Genomic DNA, 22,439 nt, shown 5'->3' with positions numbered 1-22,439 from the left:
CATCATTCTTCGATGAGTTCTCCTTTGAAGACTTTCGAATTATGCATTCCGAAGTCTTTTTTCAGAGATTCTTCATAGTAGAAATCAGGTACAAATTTTTTGTCTTTCCATACATAGAAATCGTGGTCAAGTCCGACTTCCTCATACTCGATGGTTGTCATAATTCCACCGTCAGGCTTATCTCCATTGGTAGTATGCGTATCAACGTGATCATGTATCATCCATAAACCAGGGTTATCCATATTGATGATAACGTCATAACGCTCGCCCGGCCCAATAAGAACAGTGTCGGCCTTAATTGGACTTTCCAAAGGAAAACCATCCTTGAATACGATGTTAGAGATGTGGCCATGAGTATGAATGGAATGAACTTGATCACCTGCACCAAAGATGCGCAGCCTTATGACATCTCCTTTTTTGACTCGTATAGGTTGCGTTTCAGGAAAAGATTTGGCGTTAATCGTGTAATAATCGAATACATCTCCCGGAATACCGCCCTCACCCGGTTTGTTCGCCCAAGCTGATACCCAATCAGAAAGCATCATGATGTATTCTTTGGTTACTGTTTTCTCGATTGGAAGAGGATTCTTCGGCTCCACAATGAGTGGCCCCCACATGCCGCGCATGGTGACGTGTTCGTTCACATTGACGTGACAGTGGTACCACATGGTGCCGGAAGGTTCAGCCTTGAATTTGTAAGTAAACGTATCACCGGGCTCTATCGCATGCTGAGTGGCGTGAGGCACACCATCGTTCTGCCAGGTACCGCGCTGAAGCATGCCGTGCCAGTGGATGGTATGCGGCAGCGTGGTCATGTTGGTTACATTTACTACAACGTCATCGCCTTCCTTGACGTGAATAAGCGGCGCTGGAACCTGGCCATTGAAGGCAAATGTGTGAAAATCTCTCTTGCCGACTAGAACGATCCGGGTGTCTTCGATTGACATATCGAATTCACGTTTTTCGGCCCAGCTTGTTGCAGGAATCATCACCAGTGCATACAGTCCAATAACGATGCTGATGATGAATCGGTAATGCGAAAATATCGAATTTGAATTTCTCATAAATCGGTCCTTTTAGTGTATATTTAATACGCCTTTGATGCACAAAACTCTCTTACTTTTAGATACATACTGTGTTAATACCTCATCAGCACTTGATAGATCCCTCCTTACAGCGATAAAGATATATTTAAAATGTATCTTTGTGCGCATTTTACTTATATCAATCTAATTGTCAATAACTTTTATCGGGGGGAAAACGAAATAATCAGCCCGGTGCTCCCGGTATCTATGCTTTCCGGGCTAAAATAAAATGTGGGGGTATGTTGTCATCCGCGCCTATTATTAAAGGGGGTATGCCTCATGAAACTGACGAATTACAGTGATTACGCTTTGCGTATCCTGATTTATCTCGGTTTGAAAAGAGAGAAATTATCTACTATTACTGAAATATCCGATTGTTATCGCATTTCACGTAATCATGTCGTCAAGATCGTGCATCATCTGGGTCAGCTCGGTTACCTGGAAACGCTACGTGGAAAACACGGGGGTATCCGTCTGGCACGAGCACCTGAAATGATCAATATCGGTGAAGTCATGCGTCATACGGAAACTTCTATGGATCTCGTTGAATGCTTCAGCGATCAGAATGCATGTATTATCTGCGACAGTTGTGTGTTGCGCTCAATCATCGCGGAAGCGCTCGCGGCGTTCATGACCGTGCTTGATAGCTATACTCTGGCTGATCTGATGGTTCCCAAACGTCAATTAAAAAAGCAACTGCAAGTCATGGGAATGTTCGATAACCTAACGGATCAATCAAACTGAAAGTCATAAAATAGATCAACTGCGCTATCATCTCCTGCCCGGGTTACCACTGAAACATGAGGAAATAAACTGTAGGTCAGCTTGGCGACCCCGGCCGATGCGGAAGTCAACCCATGCTCGAAACTCAGGTAGGCGCGTGATGAAAGCCGTTTACCGATCATACCCACCTGGTCGGTTAAAGAACCGCCCTCCTGCTGCCGGATTGAAAAATCATCAATACCCAACCCTTGGGTAATACTGTCCAGAACACCCTCATCAGATCCTCCCAGAATGCTACCGGCTGCACTCAACAATAATCCGCTGTCCAGGCCGCTTTTATCGGTAGGTCGCCCCAGTACGATCCAGGACAGCTTCTCTGAATCGGGAACCTCGGGTTGTGATACCAGCTTGATTTTGGGTTGTCTCACTGTCCCTGTTATTTCTATGCCCGCTTCTACCTGCAAACCGCTACGCACCGCCAAGATATTGAGTCCTGGATTATCAAGCGGCCCATCAAAATTCACAATTCCACGCCGGACGAGCAAGTTCTGGCTGTATGCCCCAAAATGGGTGTCACGAGTTGCAATAGTTCCCACTGCATTGAGTAATCGTCCCGGTTCACTGTGCAGACGTAACTGTCCAACCAGCCGCCCCTCCAATCCTGAAGCACGCAGAAAGAACCGCTCTCCTAAATCCAGTGTTGCATCCAGATTTATTTTAAAAACCTGTGATTCTGGCTCGGAATCAGTCTTGCCCGTAATGATGATATCCTCTGCCAAGTTAGGCGTTCCGGCCTCCGGCTGCTTGATAAAGCCAACATCCGTCATGATTTTTCCGGTAACATCAAGCACGTTATCACTGAAACCAACCAAACTGGTTCCAGAAACGACGATCCAGCGATCTTCTTGTTGTGCAACAGGCAAATGATCAATTTCAATGGCAAGATTACTTTGCTGGTTATGGATATTCACACTACCATGCGCACTTAGCCGGCCAGACTTCTGCGTCAACTTCAGTCCTTTAAGCAATTTATCCTTCGTGGGTTTCTCAAGTGGCGCAGTAAAATTGAGCGTTTCAAGCAAAACTCTATCCTGGTTAAAATCCACAGCAAGCTTGCCTTCTTTTAATTGCAACCCCTGATCCAGCAGCGCAATCACCAATGCATCTCCTGTCACACTGCCCTGCAGCTCTGGTTGTTCAAGCGTTCCTGCCAGCCGAGCGTGTGCAGCAAGCTGACCTTCGCTACGCAGATTGTCACCTATAACCGAGCCGACCCAGGTGAGATCAGGCAGATTCAGGTGCAGATCTCCATTCAGTGGGGCATTTTTCTGAATTTCCCAGACAGAACCGGCTGGTTGCAACGGGACACTAACCCTCGCCGTGGCTTCGCCGACGTGCGCCCCGCGAATAACCAACTGTCCGTTTAGATTGTTATTTTCAGCTAGCAGATTGAATGCAAGCGTTTGTAAACCCAATGCAAACGGAGTTTCTGTCGGCAGGATAAAGTCCCCTTTTTCTCGCTGTACATGCAAACGCCCGGTTAATTGCCGATCAGCCGCAAACTGCCAATCTCCGCCCAGTTTCAGAGGTTCATAATTTTTTGGGGACAGCCCGCCCGATTGCAATGCAATACCGGAGAAATTACCCCGGGTAGACCATTGTTTGGGGGTCCAGTGTGCATCAAGAATATTAATATCGCCCGCAATAACCTTTATATGAGTATGCCCCAATACAACCGCCTCCGGACTGATCCGGACGCTTGGCTGAGTTACCAGATCGAGGGGTACCGAGCCAGTCAGAGCAAGTTTATTAATGATCCCATCCCATTGGAAATGCTGCGTATCTCCGGGACGGGTGATCAATCCTCCTTTTGCCTGAAATTGTGCTTCAGTCGTTTGGTCAATCTGGCTGTTGATCAATAGCTGGTGATTTGATTGAGTCCCATCCAGTCCAACTGATAATTGCTGCAAGAATATTTCTGTGCCTTTTTGATAGGCTCCTGTCTGGAGATCAAGTTGAATAACGGTTCCACGCAAACTGCCTTTGGCTTTGAGTTGGGCAAGTTGATGTTCTTCATGAAAATTGAAATGATTTGAATTAAGCTCAAATGCCACATCCGGACGATCAATCTTACCGCTTAGCTCAATCCGGGAATGCATATCGCCTTGCAGCCCGAATCCGATCTGAGTCAATCTGGGTGCGGCCAGTACCACTGACAGATGATCTTCTGCGTTTCCTAATGCCCCCTTTATCTCAAGCTGGTTATCCCCCAGATGCAAGCGGGCATCACTTTTAACCCGCCTGGATTGCAGCAAAGCCAAAGTTCCTTGGCCAGTCACTGGCTGGTTAGAGAAGTGACTTTGATCAATCGAGAAATTAATATTAGCAATCGGTTGTGGTGCCAGCTGCCCCCCCAGATTAAATTTGGCATTGAGATTGGAGGATGGCACATCAGCAAATGCAGAAATGTCAAACTGCTTGAGTAATCCCTCAAACGTAAAAGGCTGCGATTCATCCAGTTGTAATACACCGTGACCTGATAGACTGGAATCCCCTCGGGCGAGATCAAGTTTTTCGATGGTGATGACTGAAGCAGCACGCGCCAATGCCATATCTATATTCATTTGCAACACTTCATCACGCAACTTGATCATGCCATGCTGAACATCCTGATCGCCTGCAAAATGCAGATTTCCAGACAAATTTGCCGGATGTAAACCACTTTTTAAAGAGGCTGGATTCAATTGCCGGACTTGAATGTCTGCCTGCCCTGTTTTAGTGCTGATTTGCCAGTTGGCTTTTCCTGTCAGGCTACCAGGCGCAGCTTCCTGTTCAGACAAACGTAGCGCGATATCATCCAGATGAATGTCATCACCGGTAAATAAAAACTGTAAACGCATATCTTTCAATGGGATACCTTCCTGACCCAGTGGGCGTGCCATAGTATTACTAACAGTAATACGCCCTTCCAGGCGCTCAGCCTGGGTTTGCTCAAGATAACTGCGAATACTCAGATCAGCTTTGGGCAGATCTGGAGAAAAAACATGAGGATTCAGCCCATTGAATACCAGACGGGCATCAAGTAAAGGTAATTTATCAAAAGGATGAATGGTAAAAATGCCTGCCCCATTCAATTCACCATCCTTTACAGCCAGCTTTGCCCTTATCTGTTGTAAGTTACCACTCAGTTTAAGAACCGCATGACTTGGTTTATTATCAGCATTGACAGCATTCGCCCAACTGTAAAATACCAGTTGTGACGTCAGATCAAATGGTGGATTGGGAGCAATCTCCAGGTTACCCGCAATCTTTCCCTGCTCCAGTTCAAGTGCCAGTGTTTGCAGACGATGGCGTTTGCCATCACTGTCCAGCCGAAGGACAAGATCGGATATCTCCAGATCGGGCTGATCATTACCCAATGTATAAGTCTTGAGTGAGCGGATACCCAATTTTTCGATTACCATGCCGATTGGCAGCGACAGGCTTTCGGGTTGTGTAACTGGCTCTTCCTCTTCTTCAGATGGTGCACTATGTACTTCAACCGATTGAATGGTCAGCGCTTCAATCAAAAGATTACCCGTCAGCAAGCGTTGTGGTTGCCAGCGAAAATCCAGATTTTCTACCCGAGCATCCAGCCCATCATTTTTGAAAGTGATTGTTTGTGCATGAAAAGCATGCTGCAAACTGCCGGATATACCCGAAAATGTCAGCGCGCCATTCGTGGCCCGGGAAGCAGTTGCAAACAACCAGTGTAGGCCAGAAGAAGTAAAAACCAGCCAATACAAACCACTTGTCATGGCCGCCAGCATCAACGCTGCCAGCATCCCCGAAAACCATTTTCTGAAACGCCGTGGAGATTTCACAGAAGATTGCGATACCGGATTTTTGTTATTTATCTGATGATCCATATCAGAACGCCACTGCAATGGAGAAATGCACCCGTAATGTGCCGGTATCATGCCGCCGGGCCAGATCCAGTGCAAACGGGCCGGCCGGGCTGCGCCAGCGTGCACCCACCCCGTAACCTAGCGCTAGTTTAAAATCTTCCCACCTGTCTGCCGCATCACCTGCATCAACAAATGCCGCCCCGCCCCAGTCGTTCGAGAACCAGTGAACATATTCAGCTGTTCCAGTTGCCACAACACGTCCACCAACAATAGCATTTCCTTCACGCACGCCCAGACTCAGAAAATCGTAACCCCGGATAGATTGAATGCCCCCGGCGCGGAACAGGTATTCCTGCGGGATCCCCTGACGCGATGAAGCCAGGGTATAGCCAGCTTCTGCACGGAAATACAATGTATCCCGCCGGCCGACAGGAAACCACTGCTGATGCCGGAGGTAGCTGCGGACAAAGTTCCGATCAGACAGCACATAGCTGGAACCGCCACCCAGTCGCACCTCTGAAACAAAACCACTGTGAACATTTACCGGATCGTCAATATCGTGGTAGCGATACCATGAATCCAGCGCCAGGGTTTCATTCACGGTATTGGGTGCGCCAGAAGGTTCCCGTTCCTCGCGTTGCCAATTGATGCCCACTTTCAAAATGGAATGAGCCGTGGTTCGTATCCTGGAAAAATCCACACGCTGATTAAAGGTTTTCAGGTTTTTGATATCGGTCTTCTCGACGCGTACACCGGATGAATACCGATAACGATTGGCATCCGGCAAAGTATCTACTCTTGCAGAAAATGTCTGGCGTTTTTGTTCCAGGCGCAACAGGCTGCCCAGATTCCAGGCACGCCCCAAAAAATTGTAATCTTGATAATTGATTTCACCACGTGCGCCATTGTTGGAGCTGTAGCCAATGCCTGCACCAACGTGTTTGGATTTTGCCTCAGTCAATATGACTATTACCGGCACAGCCTCGTGCAAAGCGGGATCTGGTTTGATCGTAACAGCCGCCGAATTAAATAGCTGACTATTCTGCAGCGCCACCTGAAAAGCCAACAATTGATCCCGGCGATAGGGATCACCCGGGCGGAAAGGCATACTGTTTTGAATTACATCCGGTTGATAGCGTTCCAGACCAGTAATCTGCAGCTCTCCATAACGAAATGCCGGGCCGGAATCAATGATGATCGACAAGGTTGCCTGGGCGGTATCGGGATCCACTCTTGCATAACTCTCAACGATACGAGCAGTGGCATAATCTCTGTCCGCTACGTTGGAGAGTAAAGCAGATTTGGCATCTTCCCAGCGTGCACTGCGAAAAACCTTACCTGGCTTCAGCGTCCACCCGGCACGCAACTGCTCTACCCGTATATGCTGTTCGGGCTCATCTGCCGCCAGATTTCCCTGAAATTCGATGGACACAGCAGCGACACGTGTGCGGGGACCAGGTGTAACGCGCAATTCATACGCCTTATTATTTTCCCGTTCATTAAATTCGATTTCAGGGGTAAAGTACCCTTCTGTTGCCAGCAGCTCAGTGGATTCCTGTTTTATTTTACGTGCATAAGCCGCCTGACTGATTTCATCCTTGAATGGCTTGGCCGGAGGAGTAATATATTTTTCCAGCAGCTTTTTGGCAGTTGATGGTGCAATAATCGTCACTTCAACAGGATCCGATTTCTTTTCCTTTTCCGTATCCTTGCTAATGGCGGAAGCTGCCAAAGCGGTACCGCAGCAGGACAAATACAACAAACAGAGTAACAACAACCCAGCACGCCAATTACATTCTGCCTGATAAAAAAACTTGTCCAGCCTATTCATACAGGCGAAACAATATTTGAGCATATACCACGAATACATATCCTGTTTGCTTGAGACACTGGTATAAATTTTTGTGGCGAAAGGGAAATTCATGGATAGCAGGCTGCGATAAGTGGCACCCATTTTACAATAAGAGGACAACATGTCTGTATCAAGACTATTCCAGCAGGATTGTCGTGACTGCCCACGTCTGGCACAGCATCTGGATCAGGTTAAAACGGATCACCCAGATTATCATGCTCGGCCAGTTGCTCCCTTCGGAGATACTTCAGCAAAGTTGCTGATCATCGGGCTCGCACCCGGATTGCATGGCGCCAACCGGACCGGCCGTCCGTTTACCGGTGATTACGCTGGTATCCTACTGTATCAAACATTACATAAATTTGGTCTCGCCAACCGCAGCAAATCTGTTGCGGTTGGCGATGCACTTCGCCTGATTAACTGCCGGATAACCAATGCAGTCAAATGTTTACCACCTGCCAATAAACCACTACCGGCAGAAATACGACAGTGCAATATTTTTCTGGCATCTGAATTGCATGATTTTGTAAGTAATGGCGGGCAGGCATTACTGGCGCTGGGAACGGTTGCCCATCAGGCTACATTAACAGCATTGCGACTCCGAAAAACAGATTATCCCTTCAGTCACGGTGCTGTTCACCCTGTTGCAGGAAGATTGAGGCTTTATGACAGCTATCATTGCAGTCGCTACAATACCCAGACCAAACGCCTGACAGAACCCATGTTTGAACAGATTTTCGACAGAATTTGTCAGGATATGGCTGCAACTTGATAAATAACAGGAGAGTAAAGATGCCTTATGTAAATATCCGGCTGGCCGGTACGCTGACCAACGAACAAAAACAGCAGATCGCCACTGAAATTACCGACACGCTGGAACGTATCGCACACAAGCCTAAATCTTACGTTTATATTGCCTTTGATGAAATGCCGCATGAAAGCTGGGCAATCGGCGGCCGGCTGCTGGGCAGCGATAAGTAACAAGGTACCTGTCTTGCCGGATTCCTCTTTCGACGGTAAAGCGTTTGTTCTGACGCTCCCTTCTCAACCGGGCGTATATCGCATGCTGAATGCGGCCGGCGATGTGATTTATGTAGGCAAAGCCATTGATCTGCGGAAAAGGGTGTCATCCTATTTTCAAAAATCGAATCTGTCACCGCGTATTCAACTCATGGTATCGCAGATTACAGGGATTGAGACGACAGTCACCCGCTCCGAAGCGGAAGCGTTGCTGCTTGAAAACAACCTGATCAAAAGCCTTGCACCCCGCTACAACATCCTGTTCCGGGATGACAAATCCTACCCTTACCTGCTACTGACGAATCATGCTTTTCCCAGGCTGGCGTTTTATCGCGGTGCACTGGATAACCGTCATCAGTATTTTGGCCCATTTCCCAATGCAGGCGTGGTCAAATCCAGCATTCAGCTGCTGCAGAAAGTTTTTCGCCTGCGCACCTGTGAAAATTCGGTGTTTAATAATCGTACACGGCCATGCCTGCTTCACCAGATCAAGCGCTGCAGCGCACCATGCGTTAATCTGATCACCCCGGAAGCGTACCGGGAAGATGTCAACAGTGCAGCCCTGTTTCTGCAAGGCAAACAGGACGAAGTATTAAAAACCATAGAACAGAAAATGTTTGAGGCATCGGATCGACAAGCGTATGAACAGGCAGTACTGTTCCGTGACCAAATGCAGGCTTTACGCATGATTCAGGAAAAACAGTTTGTCGACAGCAGCAGAGCACTGGATGCTGATGTTATCGCCTGCACAACCGGGACAGACAAACATACTGTTGCGGTCAACCTGGTCATGATTCGCAGCGGACGACATCTGGGTGACAAAACCTTTTTCCCGCAGAACACACATGAAGACAGTATCAGCACGGTGCTGGAAGCTTTTGTCAGCCAACATTACCTGAATCGCAGCGTTCCACCACTGATCATCCTGGGTAAAAAAATCCGGGTGACACTCCTGCAAAAATTGCTATCTGAACAGGCTGGTCATAAAGTCACCCTGACGATCAATCCAATTGGAGAACGACGCAAGTGGCTGGACATGGCAACCGAAAATGCGCAACTGGCGCTACGGCAAAAACAGATCCAGCAAGCCAGCCAGGAAGATCGGTTGCAGGCACTGCAGGAGGTTTTGAATCTGCCAGGTCTGGCACGTATCGAATGTTTTGACATCAGCCATACCATGGGAGAAGCAACGATGGCCTCCTGCGTGGTGTATGACCATTATGCCATGCGTAACGGCGAATATCGGCGTTATAACATTACCGGCATCACGCCGGGAGATGACTATGCAGCGATGCGTGATGTACTACAACGACGCTACGCAAAGATAGCCATGGAAGAAGGCAAGCTACCCGATCTGATCCTGATTGATGGTGGCAAAGGGCAAATAGGCGTTGCCAGCGAAGTAATGATAGAACTGGGGCTCAATGATATTCCATTGGTAGGTGTGGCAAAAGGCGAAGCACGCAAGCCAGGACTGGAACAGCTGATCCTCCCCTGGCAGGAAGAAACCTTGCATCTGCCGAATGACCATCCGGCTCTACACCTTATCCAACAGATTCGTGATGAAGCGCACCGTTTTGCCATCCAGGGACATCGGGCAAAACGTGCCAAGACCCGTAAAACCTCCTCTCTTGAACAGATTGCCGGCATCGGCAGCAAACGCCGCCAGAATCTGCTCACCCGCTTTGGCGGACTTAAAGGCGTAAAAAATGCCAGTATCGAAGAATTACAGCAGACAGAAGGTGTCAGTCGGGCGCTGGCTGAAAAAATTTACCGGGAATTACGCTGACAAGGCGACTTAAACCCAGAAACTGCATCACCAACAGAAAGTTATTCTCGATGAAGTCGCACACGCCATTGCCAATAACCTAAGCTCTGATAAGGCCCTTCAGGCGTTCCTGGACATGACTCAATATCCCTCCTGATTTTCAACGCGATGTACTGGCTGGGCGTCAACCCGCCATTCAGCTCAATGTCGATGCAACACGTATGTCACAAGCCTTTATCGGCAGCGGTTATATTCAAAATATCGTTACTAATGAGGTCACGACATTCTCTCAAAGCCATCAAATTCTTCCTGCCTGGCCGGCCGAACTCGAAATACGTGCACGCTTTAACCCGAATCTGAACTCGGTATGGTTTGGCTCAGTGATGGAAGTTATCAACAGTATTACCATGCTGTCTATTATTCTCACTGGTGCGGCGCTAATCCGCGAACGTGAGCATGGCACTATCGAACATCTGCTGGTAATGCCACTGACATCCTTCGAGATCATGATGGCCAAAATCTGGTCGATGGGTCTAGTAGTCGCCATCGTGGCTACGGCTTCGATTGTCTTTGTCGTACAGGATTTGCTCAGCGTACCCATGAGCGCTCAATCGGGCTATTCGTCATTGGTATGACATTACATCTGTTTGCCACAACCTCAATGGGTATTTTTCTCGGCACGGTAGCGCGTTCGATGCCGCAAATGGGGTTGTTGATGATCATTATTCTACTGCCACTGCAAATGCTATCTGGTGGCATGACACCACGTGAAAGTATGCCTGAGGCAGTGCAGTACCTCATGCTCACAGCACCAACTACCCACTTTGTCTCCCTTGCCCAGGCTATTCTCTACCGTGGTGCAGGTTTCAGTATTATCTGGCCAGAATTTCTTGCTCTACTTGCAATTGGTATTATTTTTTTCATGCTGGCACTTACCCGCTTCCGCAAGACGATTAGTTCTATGGCATGATCAGAAACGAAAGAGACGAGAGATTATACCTACGGGACCAGAATCACTAAGCATGATACATCCTACCTTGCGGGAAGGAATTATCCATTCGCCCAGCCGATTGCCACTGGGGTCATCGAACGGCACCCTGGTTTCATGAACCCGCCTGCCAGGTGCCTGGCTGGCAATCAGAATACGGGCTGATGCATGCAATTGAAATACTGGTTTTGGTCTCAGCGGTAAAGGTTCAGTACATAAAGACACCAGCGCACCTGATGAATCAATGATATGAAATCATCCATATTGGTTTGATCTGCCGCAAAATGATTTGCTACTTACTATTAAAATCAGAAATAACACAAAAGTTTATGCCTGATTATGGCTTTGAGAAAGACAGAAATTCCAATTTTTTTCTATCTGTCATGAACATTTCTCTTGACAGGCATAAAAATATCCACATTTTTTACCTGAGTTGTTGACAACTCCTCAAACCCGCGTCAATACTGGCTGTAAACATAACATATTGTTTCTAATGAAAAAAATAAGTGTGCAAAATTTCAGCATATTTCAAAATCCTGTTTGAAAAGACACCCTTAAGGCAATCATCCTCAAGTTATACACAAACTTATCCACAGGAATTGTGGACAAGTTTGTACGTAATCGAAGCATAAATATTTAATAGATCGCCTGGATAAACTTTCTAAAAACACGCATCGCGATTGTTACAATCTCATTGATCTCAATTTTGTTGGGTTTATTGTTGATATGCTGCGTAAATTCCTGCTTTTTCTGCTCGTTCTCACAATGATTATCTTGGCTACTGCGTGGTTATTTCTTAGAGGCAGTCTGCCCGTTTATGAAGGAGATCTGCTGCTTCCCGGGTTAGCTGATACTGTAACGGTTGAACGGGATGCGCTCGGCACGGTGACACTAAGTGCTGAAAACAGGTTAGATCTGGCGCGTGGCCTGGGTTTCATTCATGCACAGGAACGCTTCTTTGAAATGGACTTGATGCGCCGCAAGGCCGCCGGAGAGCTGGCAGAGTTATTTGGTGGGGTTGCATTACCGGCTGATCGCAAGGCGCGTGGCTATCGGATGCGTGCCCGCGCACAGTCAATGCTGCAAAGGCTGCCGCAAGACCAGCTTCGTCTGCTTGAAGCCTATCGCGACGGAGTCAATACAGGGCTAAACAGTCTCAAAACCAAACAATTTGGTTATCTGCTTACACAAACGCTACCCCGACCCTGGCGTAGCGAAGACAGCCTGTTGATCGTGCTTGCCATGCACATAACACTGCAGGAAAACAGCATTGATCGTGAACTGGGGCTATCAATGATGCATGCCTCCTTGCCGGAATCTGCCTACCGTTTTCTGACTGCCAGCGGTGGAGAGTGGGATGCCGCCCTGGATGACAGCCAACTTGAATGGCCACCCTACCCTCCTGCTACCGATATTGATTTGCGCTCAATCAATCGACAAACTTTGTCAGGCAACAGCTTTCAGGAATTACCCATCATTGGCAGTAATGCTTTTGCAGTTGGGGGCGCTCTAACCAATGGCAGTGCACTGGTAGCCAATGACATGCATCTGTCTTTGCAGGTTCCCGGCTTGTGGTTCCGTACTCATCTAGTTTATCCGGATCCTTTGCACGCCCAGCGGAAGATTGATGTAATCGGCGTCAGCCTCCCCGGTAACCCGGTTATCGTTGCCGGTTCCAATCGTCATATTGCCTGGGGGTTTACTAATTCTTATGGAGATTTTGCCGACTGGGTCAGAGTCAAGCTCGATCTGGATAATCCTGCCCGTTATGCTGATCATGGTGAGTGGAAAGCAATCAAAGTATGGCAAGAAACGCTACATGTGCGTGATGCACCCGATGAACAGCTCGAAATCCATGAAACTGAGTGGGGCCCTATTCTTGCTAGAGATTATGACGGCACCCCTCTGGCGCTGGTCTGGACAGCTTTCCAGCCAGATGCTGTCAACCTTGATATCATTGAATTGGAGCAGGCAGATAGCTTGGAAGAAGCAGTTAGGATTGCGCAAAACATGGGCATTCCAGCACAAAATTTCATTGCAGGCAGTAGAAATGGCGATATCGCCTGGACAATTGCTGGCCGTATTCCTTTACGCACGGGCGGCTACGATGCAAATCTGCCCGCAGATTGGGGCCAACAGACAATTGGCTGGAGGGGCTGGCTTGCGCCTGCTGATTATCCGCTGGTGATCAATCCGCCAGGGACGCGACTCTGGAATGGCAATTCCAGAATGGTCGATGGTGCCTTGCTGAAAAAACTGGGGGATGGTGGATATGATCTCGGCGCACGCAGTCAGCAGATCCGCGATCAATTACATGCGCTCAATCATGTTGCACCAAAAGATCTGCTAGCCATACAGCTGGATGATCGCGCACTGCTGCTTGCTCGCTGGAAGCAGTTGTTGGAAGAAACATTGCAAAAAATCCCGTCAGCTGCGTGGAGCCGGGAAATGCAGCAAGCCTTGCGTGACTGGGATGGCCACGCTTCACCTCAGTCGGTAGCTTATCGCGTCGTACACAGTTTTCGTTACGCTGTTATGGAACATATTCTCAATGCCTTTGCGGCAATAGTGAGGCTCAATCACCCTGATTTTGTGCGGCCCCGCCTAAGCCAGGTTGAACATGCCGTCTGGAAGCTGATCAAGTATCGTCCACCACATTTATTGCCTCCCGGTGAGGATAGCTGGGAGGATATGCTCGCCGCTTGCGCACAACGTGTAACAGCATGGCTGCAAGCGCAACCAGGCGGCATTGCCGCGCGCAATTGGGGTGAAGAAAATACTGCCGCTATCCGGCATCCGCTCAGCCGCGCCCTGCCTACATGGATTGCTGCATGGCTGGATATGCCTGCAGATCAGTTGCCTGGAGATCACCATATGCCTCGTGTTCAGACACCAAATTTTGGTGCATCCCTGCGCTTTGTTGTTGCGCCTGGAGAGGAAGAGAATGGCTATTTTCAGATGCCGGGAGGACAAAGCGGCCATCCGCTCTCTCCTTATTACGGCAGCGGCCATTCTGATTGGGTGGCGGGGAATGCCAGCCCGTTTCTACCGGGACCACCACAACAAACTTTATATCTGCACGCCACCGAAGTTAAGCCATATCAATAAAATAACCTGGCTGAAACAGCAGCAAAAGTATCCTCCATCACCCTGGCTGGATACATTGCGTTACTCTAGTGGCTGGATACATTGCGTTACTCTAGTGGCATTTGAGTAATCAGCAAGTTACTGTTTTTTCCTGATCAATTCGATTTAGCTTAATATTTTCACAGTGATGTCGATAAAACTTACACAATTTAATGACAGCTTAATAGCCGCATTCTTTAAAGATAGCAGCATGCTGAAATCAGTTAAATTTGACTGAAGTTCTATTTTCAGCAGAAAGGCTGCTAGTTTTAATGTCAGTAAATTACGCATAAAACAGCAAAATTATTCCATATATTCATATTAAATTCACAATGACAGTCACGCTATGAAAGCAAATGAAATACAAAAAAAATTGCTTGTTGTGGAAGATGATCCCGGGCTCCAAAAACAATTGCGCTGGAGTTTTGATGATTGCAACGTGGCTGTTGCTTCCGATCGTGAAAGTGCGCTGGCACAAATCCGCCGACATGAACCCGCAGTCGTAACCATGGATCTTGGTTTGCCTCCTGATCCGGATGGGGCAACGGAAGGCCTGGCAACCTTGCAGCAGATTCTTGCATTGGCTCCCGACACCAAGGTTATTGTGCTGACCGGCAATCAGAATCATGAGAATGCGCTGAAAGCAATTGACATGGGTGCTTATGATTTTCATCAAAAACCCCTTGATGCGGGTGTACTTAATTTGATCGTAAATCGGGCCTTTTATCTGCACCGGTTACAAAGGGAAAATTATAAGCTGCGGCAAGCTGGCCTGATTTCATCAGTTCCTGGATTTATTACCGGAGATCCGGAAATAGCCAGAATTTGTCAACAGATTGAACGTATTGCATCTTCCGATGTTGCCGTCGCATTACTGGGCGAGAGCGGCACTGGAAAGGAAGTACTGGCTAAAGCACTTCACCTGCTCAGTGGCAGAAACAGTAAACGCATGGTTGCAGTAAATTGCGCAGCGATTCCGGAATCATTACTGGAAGCCGAATTGTTTGGTTACGAAAAAGGGGCTTTTACCAATGCTGCAAAACAGACTCTCGGTAAAATAGAAACCGCGCAAGGGGGCACATTTTTTCTGGATGAAGTTGGTGATCTGCCTCTCTCACTGCAGGCCAAGCTGCTAAGGTTTTTACAGGAACGCGTCATTGAACGCATTGGTGGCAGAGAAGAGATTCCGGTGGATGTGCGTATTATCTGTGCAACCCATCAGGATCTGAAGAAAATGATCGATGCCGGTACTTTCCGCGAAGATTTATTCTATCGGCTGTGCGAGATCAGCATTCATATACCGCCAGTGCGTGAACGCATTGGCGACGCTGTATTGCTTGCGCATCACTTCAAGAATCAATACCGTATCAAGGAAAAGCGCCAGACACTCAACTTCAGTCAGGATGCACTGAATGCAATCAGCAGCCACCGCTGGCCGGGTAATGTCCGAGAAATTGAAAACTGCATCAAACGTGCTGTCATCATGGCGGAGGGCTCCCAAATTACGGCCCAGGATCTGGGACTGCAATCAGCAGACAATCCTGAGCAACCCGCCACCCTGCGCGAAGTCCGGGAACAGGCAGAACGCGAAGTAGTCGCCAAGGCTTTGGCCCGGATGGATGGTAATATCGTTAAAGCTGCAGAACTGCTCGGCGTCACCCGGCCAACACTTTACGACCTGATGAATCGCCACGGACTTAAATAGCCTATAAAACCTACCAACCTCGTTATTACCCAGCCCACTCATGACTTCTCTTTTTCACGAACTGGTTTATCAGTCTGCCGATCGGAATATAGATTCTGTAGCTCTGATCGATCGGAAACGTCATTTATCTTATCCGGCGCTGGCCGAAGCAGTGCAATCATTCGCTGGTACCTTGCATACATTAGGGCTAAGCCGGGGAGAGCGTGTCGCCGTTTACCTTGAAAAACGGCTTGAAACGGTTATTGCCCTGTTTGGCACATCTGCCGCGGGAGGGGCATTTGTACCGGTCAACCCGTTGCTCAAAGCTGAACAGGTTGCCTATATTCTTAACGATTGCAACGTTAGAGTACTGGTCACTTCCGTTGATCGATTCAGCCTGCTCAACACGGCATTATCACAATGCCATGATTTGCATACTGTAATCACAGTTGATGAAGCACAAGAATCATCGTCAATACCCGGACTCAATGTCACTTCATGGGGACAAGCACAAATATCCTCTTCTGAAGCTGTACACTTGCCACGTTGCATCGACAGCGATATGGCGGCAATTTTGTATACTTCCGGCAGCACCGGCAAACCCAAAGGAGTGGTACTCTCCCACCGTAACCTGGTAATCGGCGCAAAAAGTGTTTCACAATATCTGAATAATCAATCGAATGATCGAATCCTTGCGGTACTGCCACTTAGCTTTGATTATGGATTGAGCCAGCTGAACACTGCGTTTTATGTAGGCGCTACTGCTATTTTGATGAATTATCTACTGCCACGCGACATTCTCTCCATCATCAAACGTGAGCAGATCACTGGGCTGGCGGCTGTTCCACCACTGTGGACACAACTGGCACAACTGGACTGGCAAGGTGTACAGACACTGCGTTACATCACCAATTCCGGGGGAGCCATGCCGCGAACCACCCTGGCACGTTTGCGCGAAGCACTGCCCAGTACAGAGATCTTTTTAATGTATGGTCTGACGGAGGCTTTTCGTTCAACCTATCTGCCGCCGGAAGAAGCGGATAAACGCCCGGATTCCATGGGCAAAGCAATTCCCAATGCTGAAGTTATGGTATTGCGGGAAGATGGCTCCCATTGCGCACCAGGTGAACCAGGCGAACTGGTGCACCGTGGGCCACTGGTCTCGCTGGGTTACTGGAACGATCCGGACAAAACGTCAGCTCGCTTTCGCCCCCTTGCTCCCCGTCAGTCCGGATTGACCATTCCCGAGCTGGCTGTCTGGTCAGGTGATACTGTGCGGATGGATGAAGAAGGCTATCTGTATTTTATTGGCCGGCGTGACGACATGATCAAAACCTCCGGTTACCGTGTCAGTCCGACAGAAATCGAGGAAGTTATCTATGCAACAGAAACAGTTGCAGAAACTGCTGCATTTGGAGCACCACACCCGACGCTTGGCCAGGCAATTGTTGTTATTGCCGTCCCCAAAACAGGAATCGAACTGAAACAGGATACCCTGATGGCTGCCTGCAAAAATCATTTACCTGCTTTTATGCAACCCGGTTTGATCGAGTTACGACAGACCAGTCTACCGCGTAATCCAAATGGAAAGATCGATCGAAAGAGTCTGGCCAGTGAATTTCAGCAAGTTTTCCAAACAGAAGAAATATGACGACGAATCAACCTAAACATGCGCCGATGATACAGTTTCCGGTACAGGATCATTGTCTTGTCATCGGCGGCATTCCACTCACACGACTGGCTCAACGGATTGGAAGCACCCCTTTCTATGCCTACGATCGCCAGTTGATTTCCACACGTGTACAGTCTCTGAGACAACATCTGCCACCAGACATACTTCTGCACTATGCGATGAAGGCCAATCCAATGCCGGCGGTGGTACAGCACCTGGCAGGCCTGGTAGATGGAATTGATGTTGCCTCAGTTGGTGAAATGAAAGTGGCACTGGATGCAGGCGTGACTCCAGAGAATATCAGTTTCGCGGGCCCCGGCAAAAACCGTCAGGAACTGGCCTGTGCCATTGCCGCCGGCATTATTATTAATATGGAATCCGAACAGGAGCTGGAAACAATTGCTCAACTGGCAGACGAAACCGGTTTCCATCCTAAAGTCGCAGTACGGGTCAACCCTGATTTTGAGCTGAAATCTTCCGGAATGAGGATGGGAGGAGGCTCCAAACAATTCGGTATCGATGCCGAGCGCATCCCGGCCGTGTTGCAACGTATTGCGCAATTAAAACTAGATTTTGAGGGATTGCATATCTTCAGCGGCTCACAAAATCTCAGAGTGGAAGCCATTCAGGAAGCACACGAAAAGACACTGCAGCTCGGTTTACAGCTTGCGTCAACCTCACCCGTTCCAATACGCACAATCAACATCGGCGGTGGATTTGGCGTTCCTTATTTCCCCGGTGAAAATCCGCTCGATTTGAGTGCCGTTGGCACTAATCTGAAACAATTGCTGGCAGAAATCCCTGCTTCTTCCCCGAATATCCGGTTCGTGGTTGAGCTGGGGCGCTATATCGTGGCAGAAGCGGGTATTTATGTATGCCGTGTACTGGAAAAGAAACTATCAAGAGGGCAGGTTTTTCTTATTACCAATGGTGGTTTACATCATCATCTTGCCGCTTCAGGAAATTTTGGCCAGGTTATCCGCAAAAATTACCCTGTTGCGGTCGGAAATAAAATGTACATCAGTGAAACTGAAACTGCCTCAGTGGTCGGGCCACTTTGCACGCCACTGGATTTACTCGCCAACCAGATGGAACTGTCCAAAGCTGAACCCGGGGATCTGATCGTTGTTTTCCAGTCCGGCGCCTATGGATTAACAGCCAGTCCCACCTCTTTTCTTAGTCACCCTGCCCCGCTGGAAATACTGGCCTGAGAATCTGCTGCCAAACTGATACCTTTCTCTGCAATGATACAACATGCAAATCAAATAGCCATTGGTAACCAGTACAAGAAAGTAAATAAATTAAGTATACCCAGGTGCTATTATGACAGTAGCATTTAGGGACAATCCGGAAAGATGAGGAGATGATATGAGTGGTATATGTGGCTGGCTGAGTGTTAATCATTCGGCAATAGAGAATCAACAGGTTATTGATCGTATGACCCGTTTGCTGACTCGTTTTGACAGCAATCCTGCACAAACAACAGCACAAGGCAGCGCAGCCCTGTCTGTTGTTGCAAAAGCAAGCCATGCTCATCTCTATGAAAAAGATGGTTTGTTAGTTGGTATCTGGGGAAGGATAAAATCCCGGAATAAACAGCTGCAGGCAGATATTGATGTCAAAGGAATGGCTGCAGCGCTTGCAGATCTATGGTTGCAGAAAGGTGAAAAACTATTCTCTGATCTTGGCGGTGAATTCGTGTGCTGCATCGTGGATAGCCATGCCCGCAAAGTCGCACTGGCCATTGATCCACTGGGGACACATACGCTCTACTACCAACAGCTGGATAATGGAATCCTGTTTGGCTCCTCGGCTGATGTCCTGCTCACACATCCGCAGGCTAGCCAGGAAATCAATCCACAAGGGCTGCTCAACTACCTTTATTTTCACATGATCCCGGGACCTGGCACCATTTACCAGGCTCAACAGCGCCTGCTTCCTGGTGAATACTTATATTTTCATGATGGCCGTGCAGAAATCAATCACTACACGCAGGCTCAGTTTAATGAGGATATAAAGCGTCCGTTTCCAGAGCTTCAACAGGAATTTCTCTCGCTGCTTAGAAAAAGTGTCAGTGAAATAATACAAGATCAGAAAGCCGGAGCATTTCTAAGTGGAGGCACAGATAGCTCCACCCTGGCAGGGATACTGACGGAAGTTACCGGGGAACCAGCTAAAACCTATTCAATTGGTTTTGAGGCAACCGGTTATGACGAGATGTACTATGCACGAATTGCTGCCCGACATTTCTCGACAGATCATCACGAATACTATGTCACACCGGATGATGTAGTCGAAACCATCCCGCTGATCGCCTCGGTCTTTGATCAACCTTTTGGCAATGCATCGGCACTGCCAGCCTATTACTGTGCACGCATGGCCAGGAAAGATGGCCTGGATTTGTTGCTTGGGGGCGACGGTGGTGATGAATTGTTCGGCGGCAATGTGCGTTATGCAAAACAGTATATTTTTTCGCTGTATGACAAAATTCCAGCGCCCTTGAGAAACTATCTGCTCTCACCGCTTATCCTCTCTATTCCGCCCGATACCGGTCCTAAATTACTCCGCAAAGCACGTAGCTATGTCGCACAGGCCACTGTCCCCATGCCTCATCGGATGGAAACTTATAATCTATTAACACATTATGGCTTTGAGGCTGTATTTTCTCCAGAATTACTGGCACAGGTTAATACCGGGCAACCTGCGCAGTTGATCGAACAAACTTACCACGATACTTCTCACGCGCGTAGCCTGATTAACCGCATGCTTGCCTTCGATTGGAAATTTACGCTGGCAGACAACGATTTTCCCAAAGTAGTCCAGGCTTGTCGTCTGGGGGGTATGGAAGTAGCTTTTCCGTTTGCCAATGATGAAATGCTCGCTTTCTCTCTCGCTTTGGATCCGGATCTGAAGCTGAAGGGGACACAGCTGCGCTATTTCTTTAAACAGGCATTACGGGGATTTTTGCCGAATGAGATCATTGCCAAGCAAAAACAGGGGTTTGGCTTACCGTTTGGTGTCTGGCTGCAATCGCACAAACCGCTACGGGAAATTTCCGCAGATAGCCTGAGCGACCTCAAAGCTCGTAACATCATACGGAACGATTTCATCGATAAGCTACTTGATCAGCACCTTCACGAACACGCCAGCTACCATGGTACCATGGTGTGGCTGTTAATGATGTTGGAGTACTGGTTCAAACAGCATACCCGGTAAAAATTCAAGATTCATCCAATCATCACAAAAAACAACACAAAAAATATCATCAGCTTGTCATATTTTAGCGACGTAAGTATAGTTTAATGTGTCTTGTCCAGACGACACTATTATCCAGTTTATATTTTGTTGATTAACATTCTCGGAAATACGATTGATTGTCATGATGCAAGCAGCAAAATGCAAATAAAATATAAAGTCATATCGTTTATATATTCCCCGAATTGAAAATTGGCCTGAACAGTAAAATTCATCCTGATTAGCCAGCATTTTTGGCTCTGTTTTTTGTTTTAGACAAAACTTATAGTCAAGGGGAAATATGAATGATCTTGAAAAAGCTTTTCACCAATATTTTGAAATTGTGCATGCTAATACGCCGGAGCTGCTTAAAGAGGCTTTCGGCTTACGTTTTCGTATTTTGTGCGTATATAACGATATCTCTGGTTTCAATTCAGTAAATTATCCAGATAAACTGGAAAATGACGAATACGATAGTCGCTCTGCGCATCTCTTGCTGCGCCATCGGCCGACCGATACATTCATCGGAACCACTCGCCTGATTCTGCCTGATTTGCAACATCCAGAAAATAAACTGCCAACTGAACTGCATACCCAATTTTATCCTGAATTTCAGGTAGATCCATCATCTCGTAAACATACCGCTGAAATATCCCGCTTCGCCATACTGAGCGATTTTTTTAAACGTAAGAATGAACACTATACGCTGGCTGGACCTGTTGATATACCAACCCGACCTGCTGGCAAACCTCACGAACGACGTCGCTTTCCTCATCCGATGCTAGGGCTTGTCGTTGGAATTATACAAACATGTGCTCAGTATGAAATTTATTACTTACTTTCATCCATGGAACCAGCCTTGAACAAATTGTTGGGATTTTACGGCTTGCAATTGAATTCCATTGGCCCATCAACTGATTACCACGGACTTCGCAGCCCTTATCATGTCTGCCTGTTAGATGTTCTGGACAGAATTTACCGCGATCAGCGGACAATTTGGGAGCTTGTTACTGACCACGGAAATATCTGGCCGGCCGATCTGACTCTTCTGCGCCAACAAAACAGGCGACAACTCGCTGACTACGGTAGCGCTCGCATATCGGGAAACCAATAACATTCACCATTGTGACGGGAATTTTTACTTACTGCCTTCGGGGCACTCTTCTCCCCGCACTGCTAATTATGCTTTTTTTCACGGATAATGTTTTATCCTCTGATAACGCGGTTGAAGTAGTAGTCCATCCCGGCACCAATGTCAATTATCTTTCCAAGAATTTATTACGCTCTGTCTTTAGTATGCGCCTTAGAATCTGTTTATGATCTTCTGAGTATCAGTGCCATGAAGGCCAGATGAATAAACTGCAAGCTGGTGTTAAGTTTACGCTCACAATTTTTCCATA

General features: G+C 47.8%; 14 protein-coding genes and 2 pseudogenes. 11 read left to right on the top strand and 5 right to left on the bottom strand.

The features are described from left to right. Positions 1-2: 2 nt before the first annotated feature. Positions 3-1,064 carry a multicopper oxidase domain-containing protein gene (locus C8R14_RS06930; protein ID WP_011634460.1) on the bottom strand — a complete coding sequence of 354 codons (1,062 nt, stop codon included), beginning with the start codon at positions 1,062-1,064 and terminating at the stop codon, positions 3-5. A gap of 300 nt (positions 1,065-1,364) precedes the next feature. Here C8R14_RS06930 and C8R14_RS06925 point away from each other — a divergent pair, with 300 nt between their 5' ends. Continuing rightward, the gene (locus tag C8R14_RS06925; protein WP_011634461.1) at positions 1,365-1,829 is read left to right on the top strand and encodes an RrF2 family transcriptional regulator; all 465 of its coding nucleotides are present in this window, start codon (positions 1,365-1,367) and stop codon (positions 1,827-1,829) included. Here C8R14_RS06925 and C8R14_RS06920 read toward each other — a convergent pair. Together C8R14_RS06920 and C8R14_RS06915 are read right to left on the bottom strand one after the other, a co-directional pair. Continuing rightward, on the bottom strand, positions 1,817-5,716 hold the full coding sequence (locus C8R14_RS06920) for a translocation/assembly module TamB domain-containing protein (protein WP_011634462.1): 3,900 nt from the start codon (positions 5,714-5,716) through the stop codon (positions 1,817-1,819). The two genes, C8R14_RS06925 and C8R14_RS06920, sit on opposite strands and share 13 nt — an antisense overlap. Before the next feature lies 1 nt (position 5,717). Then, complete coding sequence (locus C8R14_RS06915) at positions 5,718-7,526, bottom strand: autotransporter assembly complex protein TamA (RefSeq protein WP_074710437.1); 1,809 nt, start codon at positions 7,524-7,526, stop codon at positions 5,718-5,720. Between the two features lie 142 nt (positions 7,527-7,668). Between C8R14_RS06915 and C8R14_RS06910 the strand changes: the two genes are divergently transcribed. The 4 genes and pseudogenes from C8R14_RS06910 to C8R14_RS06895 all read left to right on the top strand — a co-directional run bounded on the left by C8R14_RS06910 (position 7,669) and on the right by C8R14_RS06895 (position 11,305). Then, entirely contained in the window at positions 7,669-8,319 is a 651-nt protein-coding gene (locus C8R14_RS06910) for a uracil-DNA glycosylase (protein WP_011634464.1), read from the top strand. Between the two features lie 20 nt (positions 8,320-8,339). Then, positions 8,340-8,528: a tautomerase family protein gene (locus tag C8R14_RS06905; protein WP_011634465.1), complete on the top strand. Its 189-nt coding sequence runs from the start codon at positions 8,340-8,342 to the stop codon at positions 8,526-8,528. A gap of 13 nt (positions 8,529-8,541) precedes the next feature. Then, complete coding sequence (gene uvrC, locus C8R14_RS06900) at positions 8,542-10,356, top strand: excinuclease ABC subunit UvrC (RefSeq protein WP_011634466.1); 1,815 nt, start codon at positions 8,542-8,544, stop codon at positions 10,354-10,356. 125 nt (positions 10,357-10,481) lie between these two features. After that, positions 10,482-11,305, top strand: a pseudogene (locus C8R14_RS06895) (ABC transporter permease). On the opposite strand, the gene C8R14_RS14380 reads toward C8R14_RS06895, so the two are convergent. Next, positions 11,306-11,548, bottom strand: coding sequence for a uracil-DNA glycosylase family protein (locus C8R14_RS14380; protein ID WP_011634467.1), 243 nt, complete (start codon positions 11,546-11,548; stop codon positions 11,306-11,308). Between the two features lie 540 nt (positions 11,549-12,088). On the opposite strand from C8R14_RS14380, the gene C8R14_RS06885 reads away from it, so the two are divergent. The 6 genes from C8R14_RS06885 (at position 12,089) to C8R14_RS06860 (ending at position 22,153) form a co-directional block, all read left to right on the top strand. Then, a complete protein-coding gene (locus C8R14_RS06885) occupies positions 12,089-14,431 on the top strand; it encodes a penicillin acylase family protein (RefSeq protein ID WP_242500247.1) in 2,343 nt (780 codons plus the stop codon). Positions 14,432-14,795: 364 nt separating this feature from the next. After that, positions 14,796-16,154, top strand: coding sequence for a PEP-CTERM-box response regulator transcription factor (gene prsR / locus C8R14_RS06880; RefSeq protein ID WP_011634469.1), 1,359 nt, complete (start codon positions 14,796-14,798; stop codon positions 16,152-16,154). A 40-nt stretch (positions 16,155-16,194) separates the two neighbouring features. Then, entirely contained in the window at positions 16,195-17,784 is a 1,590-nt protein-coding gene (locus C8R14_RS06875) for an acyl-CoA ligase (AMP-forming), exosortase A system-associated (protein WP_011634470.1), read from the top strand. Beyond that, complete coding sequence (locus C8R14_RS06870) at positions 17,781-19,016, top strand: pyridoxal-dependent decarboxylase, exosortase A system-associated (RefSeq protein ID WP_011634471.1); 1,236 nt, start codon at positions 17,781-17,783, stop codon at positions 19,014-19,016. The genes C8R14_RS06875 and C8R14_RS06870 overlap by 4 nt, the downstream gene beginning before the upstream one ends. Positions 19,017-19,173: 157 nt before the next feature. Next, positions 19,174-21,021 carry an asparagine synthetase B family protein gene (locus C8R14_RS06865; RefSeq protein WP_011634472.1) on the top strand — a complete coding sequence of 616 codons (1,848 nt, stop codon included), beginning with the start codon at positions 19,174-19,176 and terminating at the stop codon, positions 21,019-21,021. A 319-nt stretch (positions 21,022-21,340) separates the two neighbouring features. Then, entirely contained in the window at positions 21,341-22,153 is an 813-nt protein-coding gene (locus tag C8R14_RS06860; RefSeq protein WP_011634473.1) for a PEP-CTERM/exosortase system-associated acyltransferase, read from the top strand. Positions 22,154-22,353: 200 nt separating this feature from the next. On the opposite strand, the pseudogene C8R14_RS06855 reads toward C8R14_RS06860, so the two are convergent. After that, positions 22,354-22,439, bottom strand: a pseudogene (locus tag C8R14_RS06855) (IS5/IS1182 family transposase); the annotation flags it as partial.

This window comes from Nitrosomonas eutropha, from assembly GCF_003201195.1.
Taxonomy (GTDB): Bacteria; Pseudomonadota; Gammaproteobacteria; order Burkholderiales; family Nitrosomonadaceae; genus Nitrosomonas; species Nitrosomonas eutropha.
The sequence above is the reverse complement of the archived record's forward strand: the minus strand, read 5'-3'. Positions and strand labels throughout refer to the sequence as shown.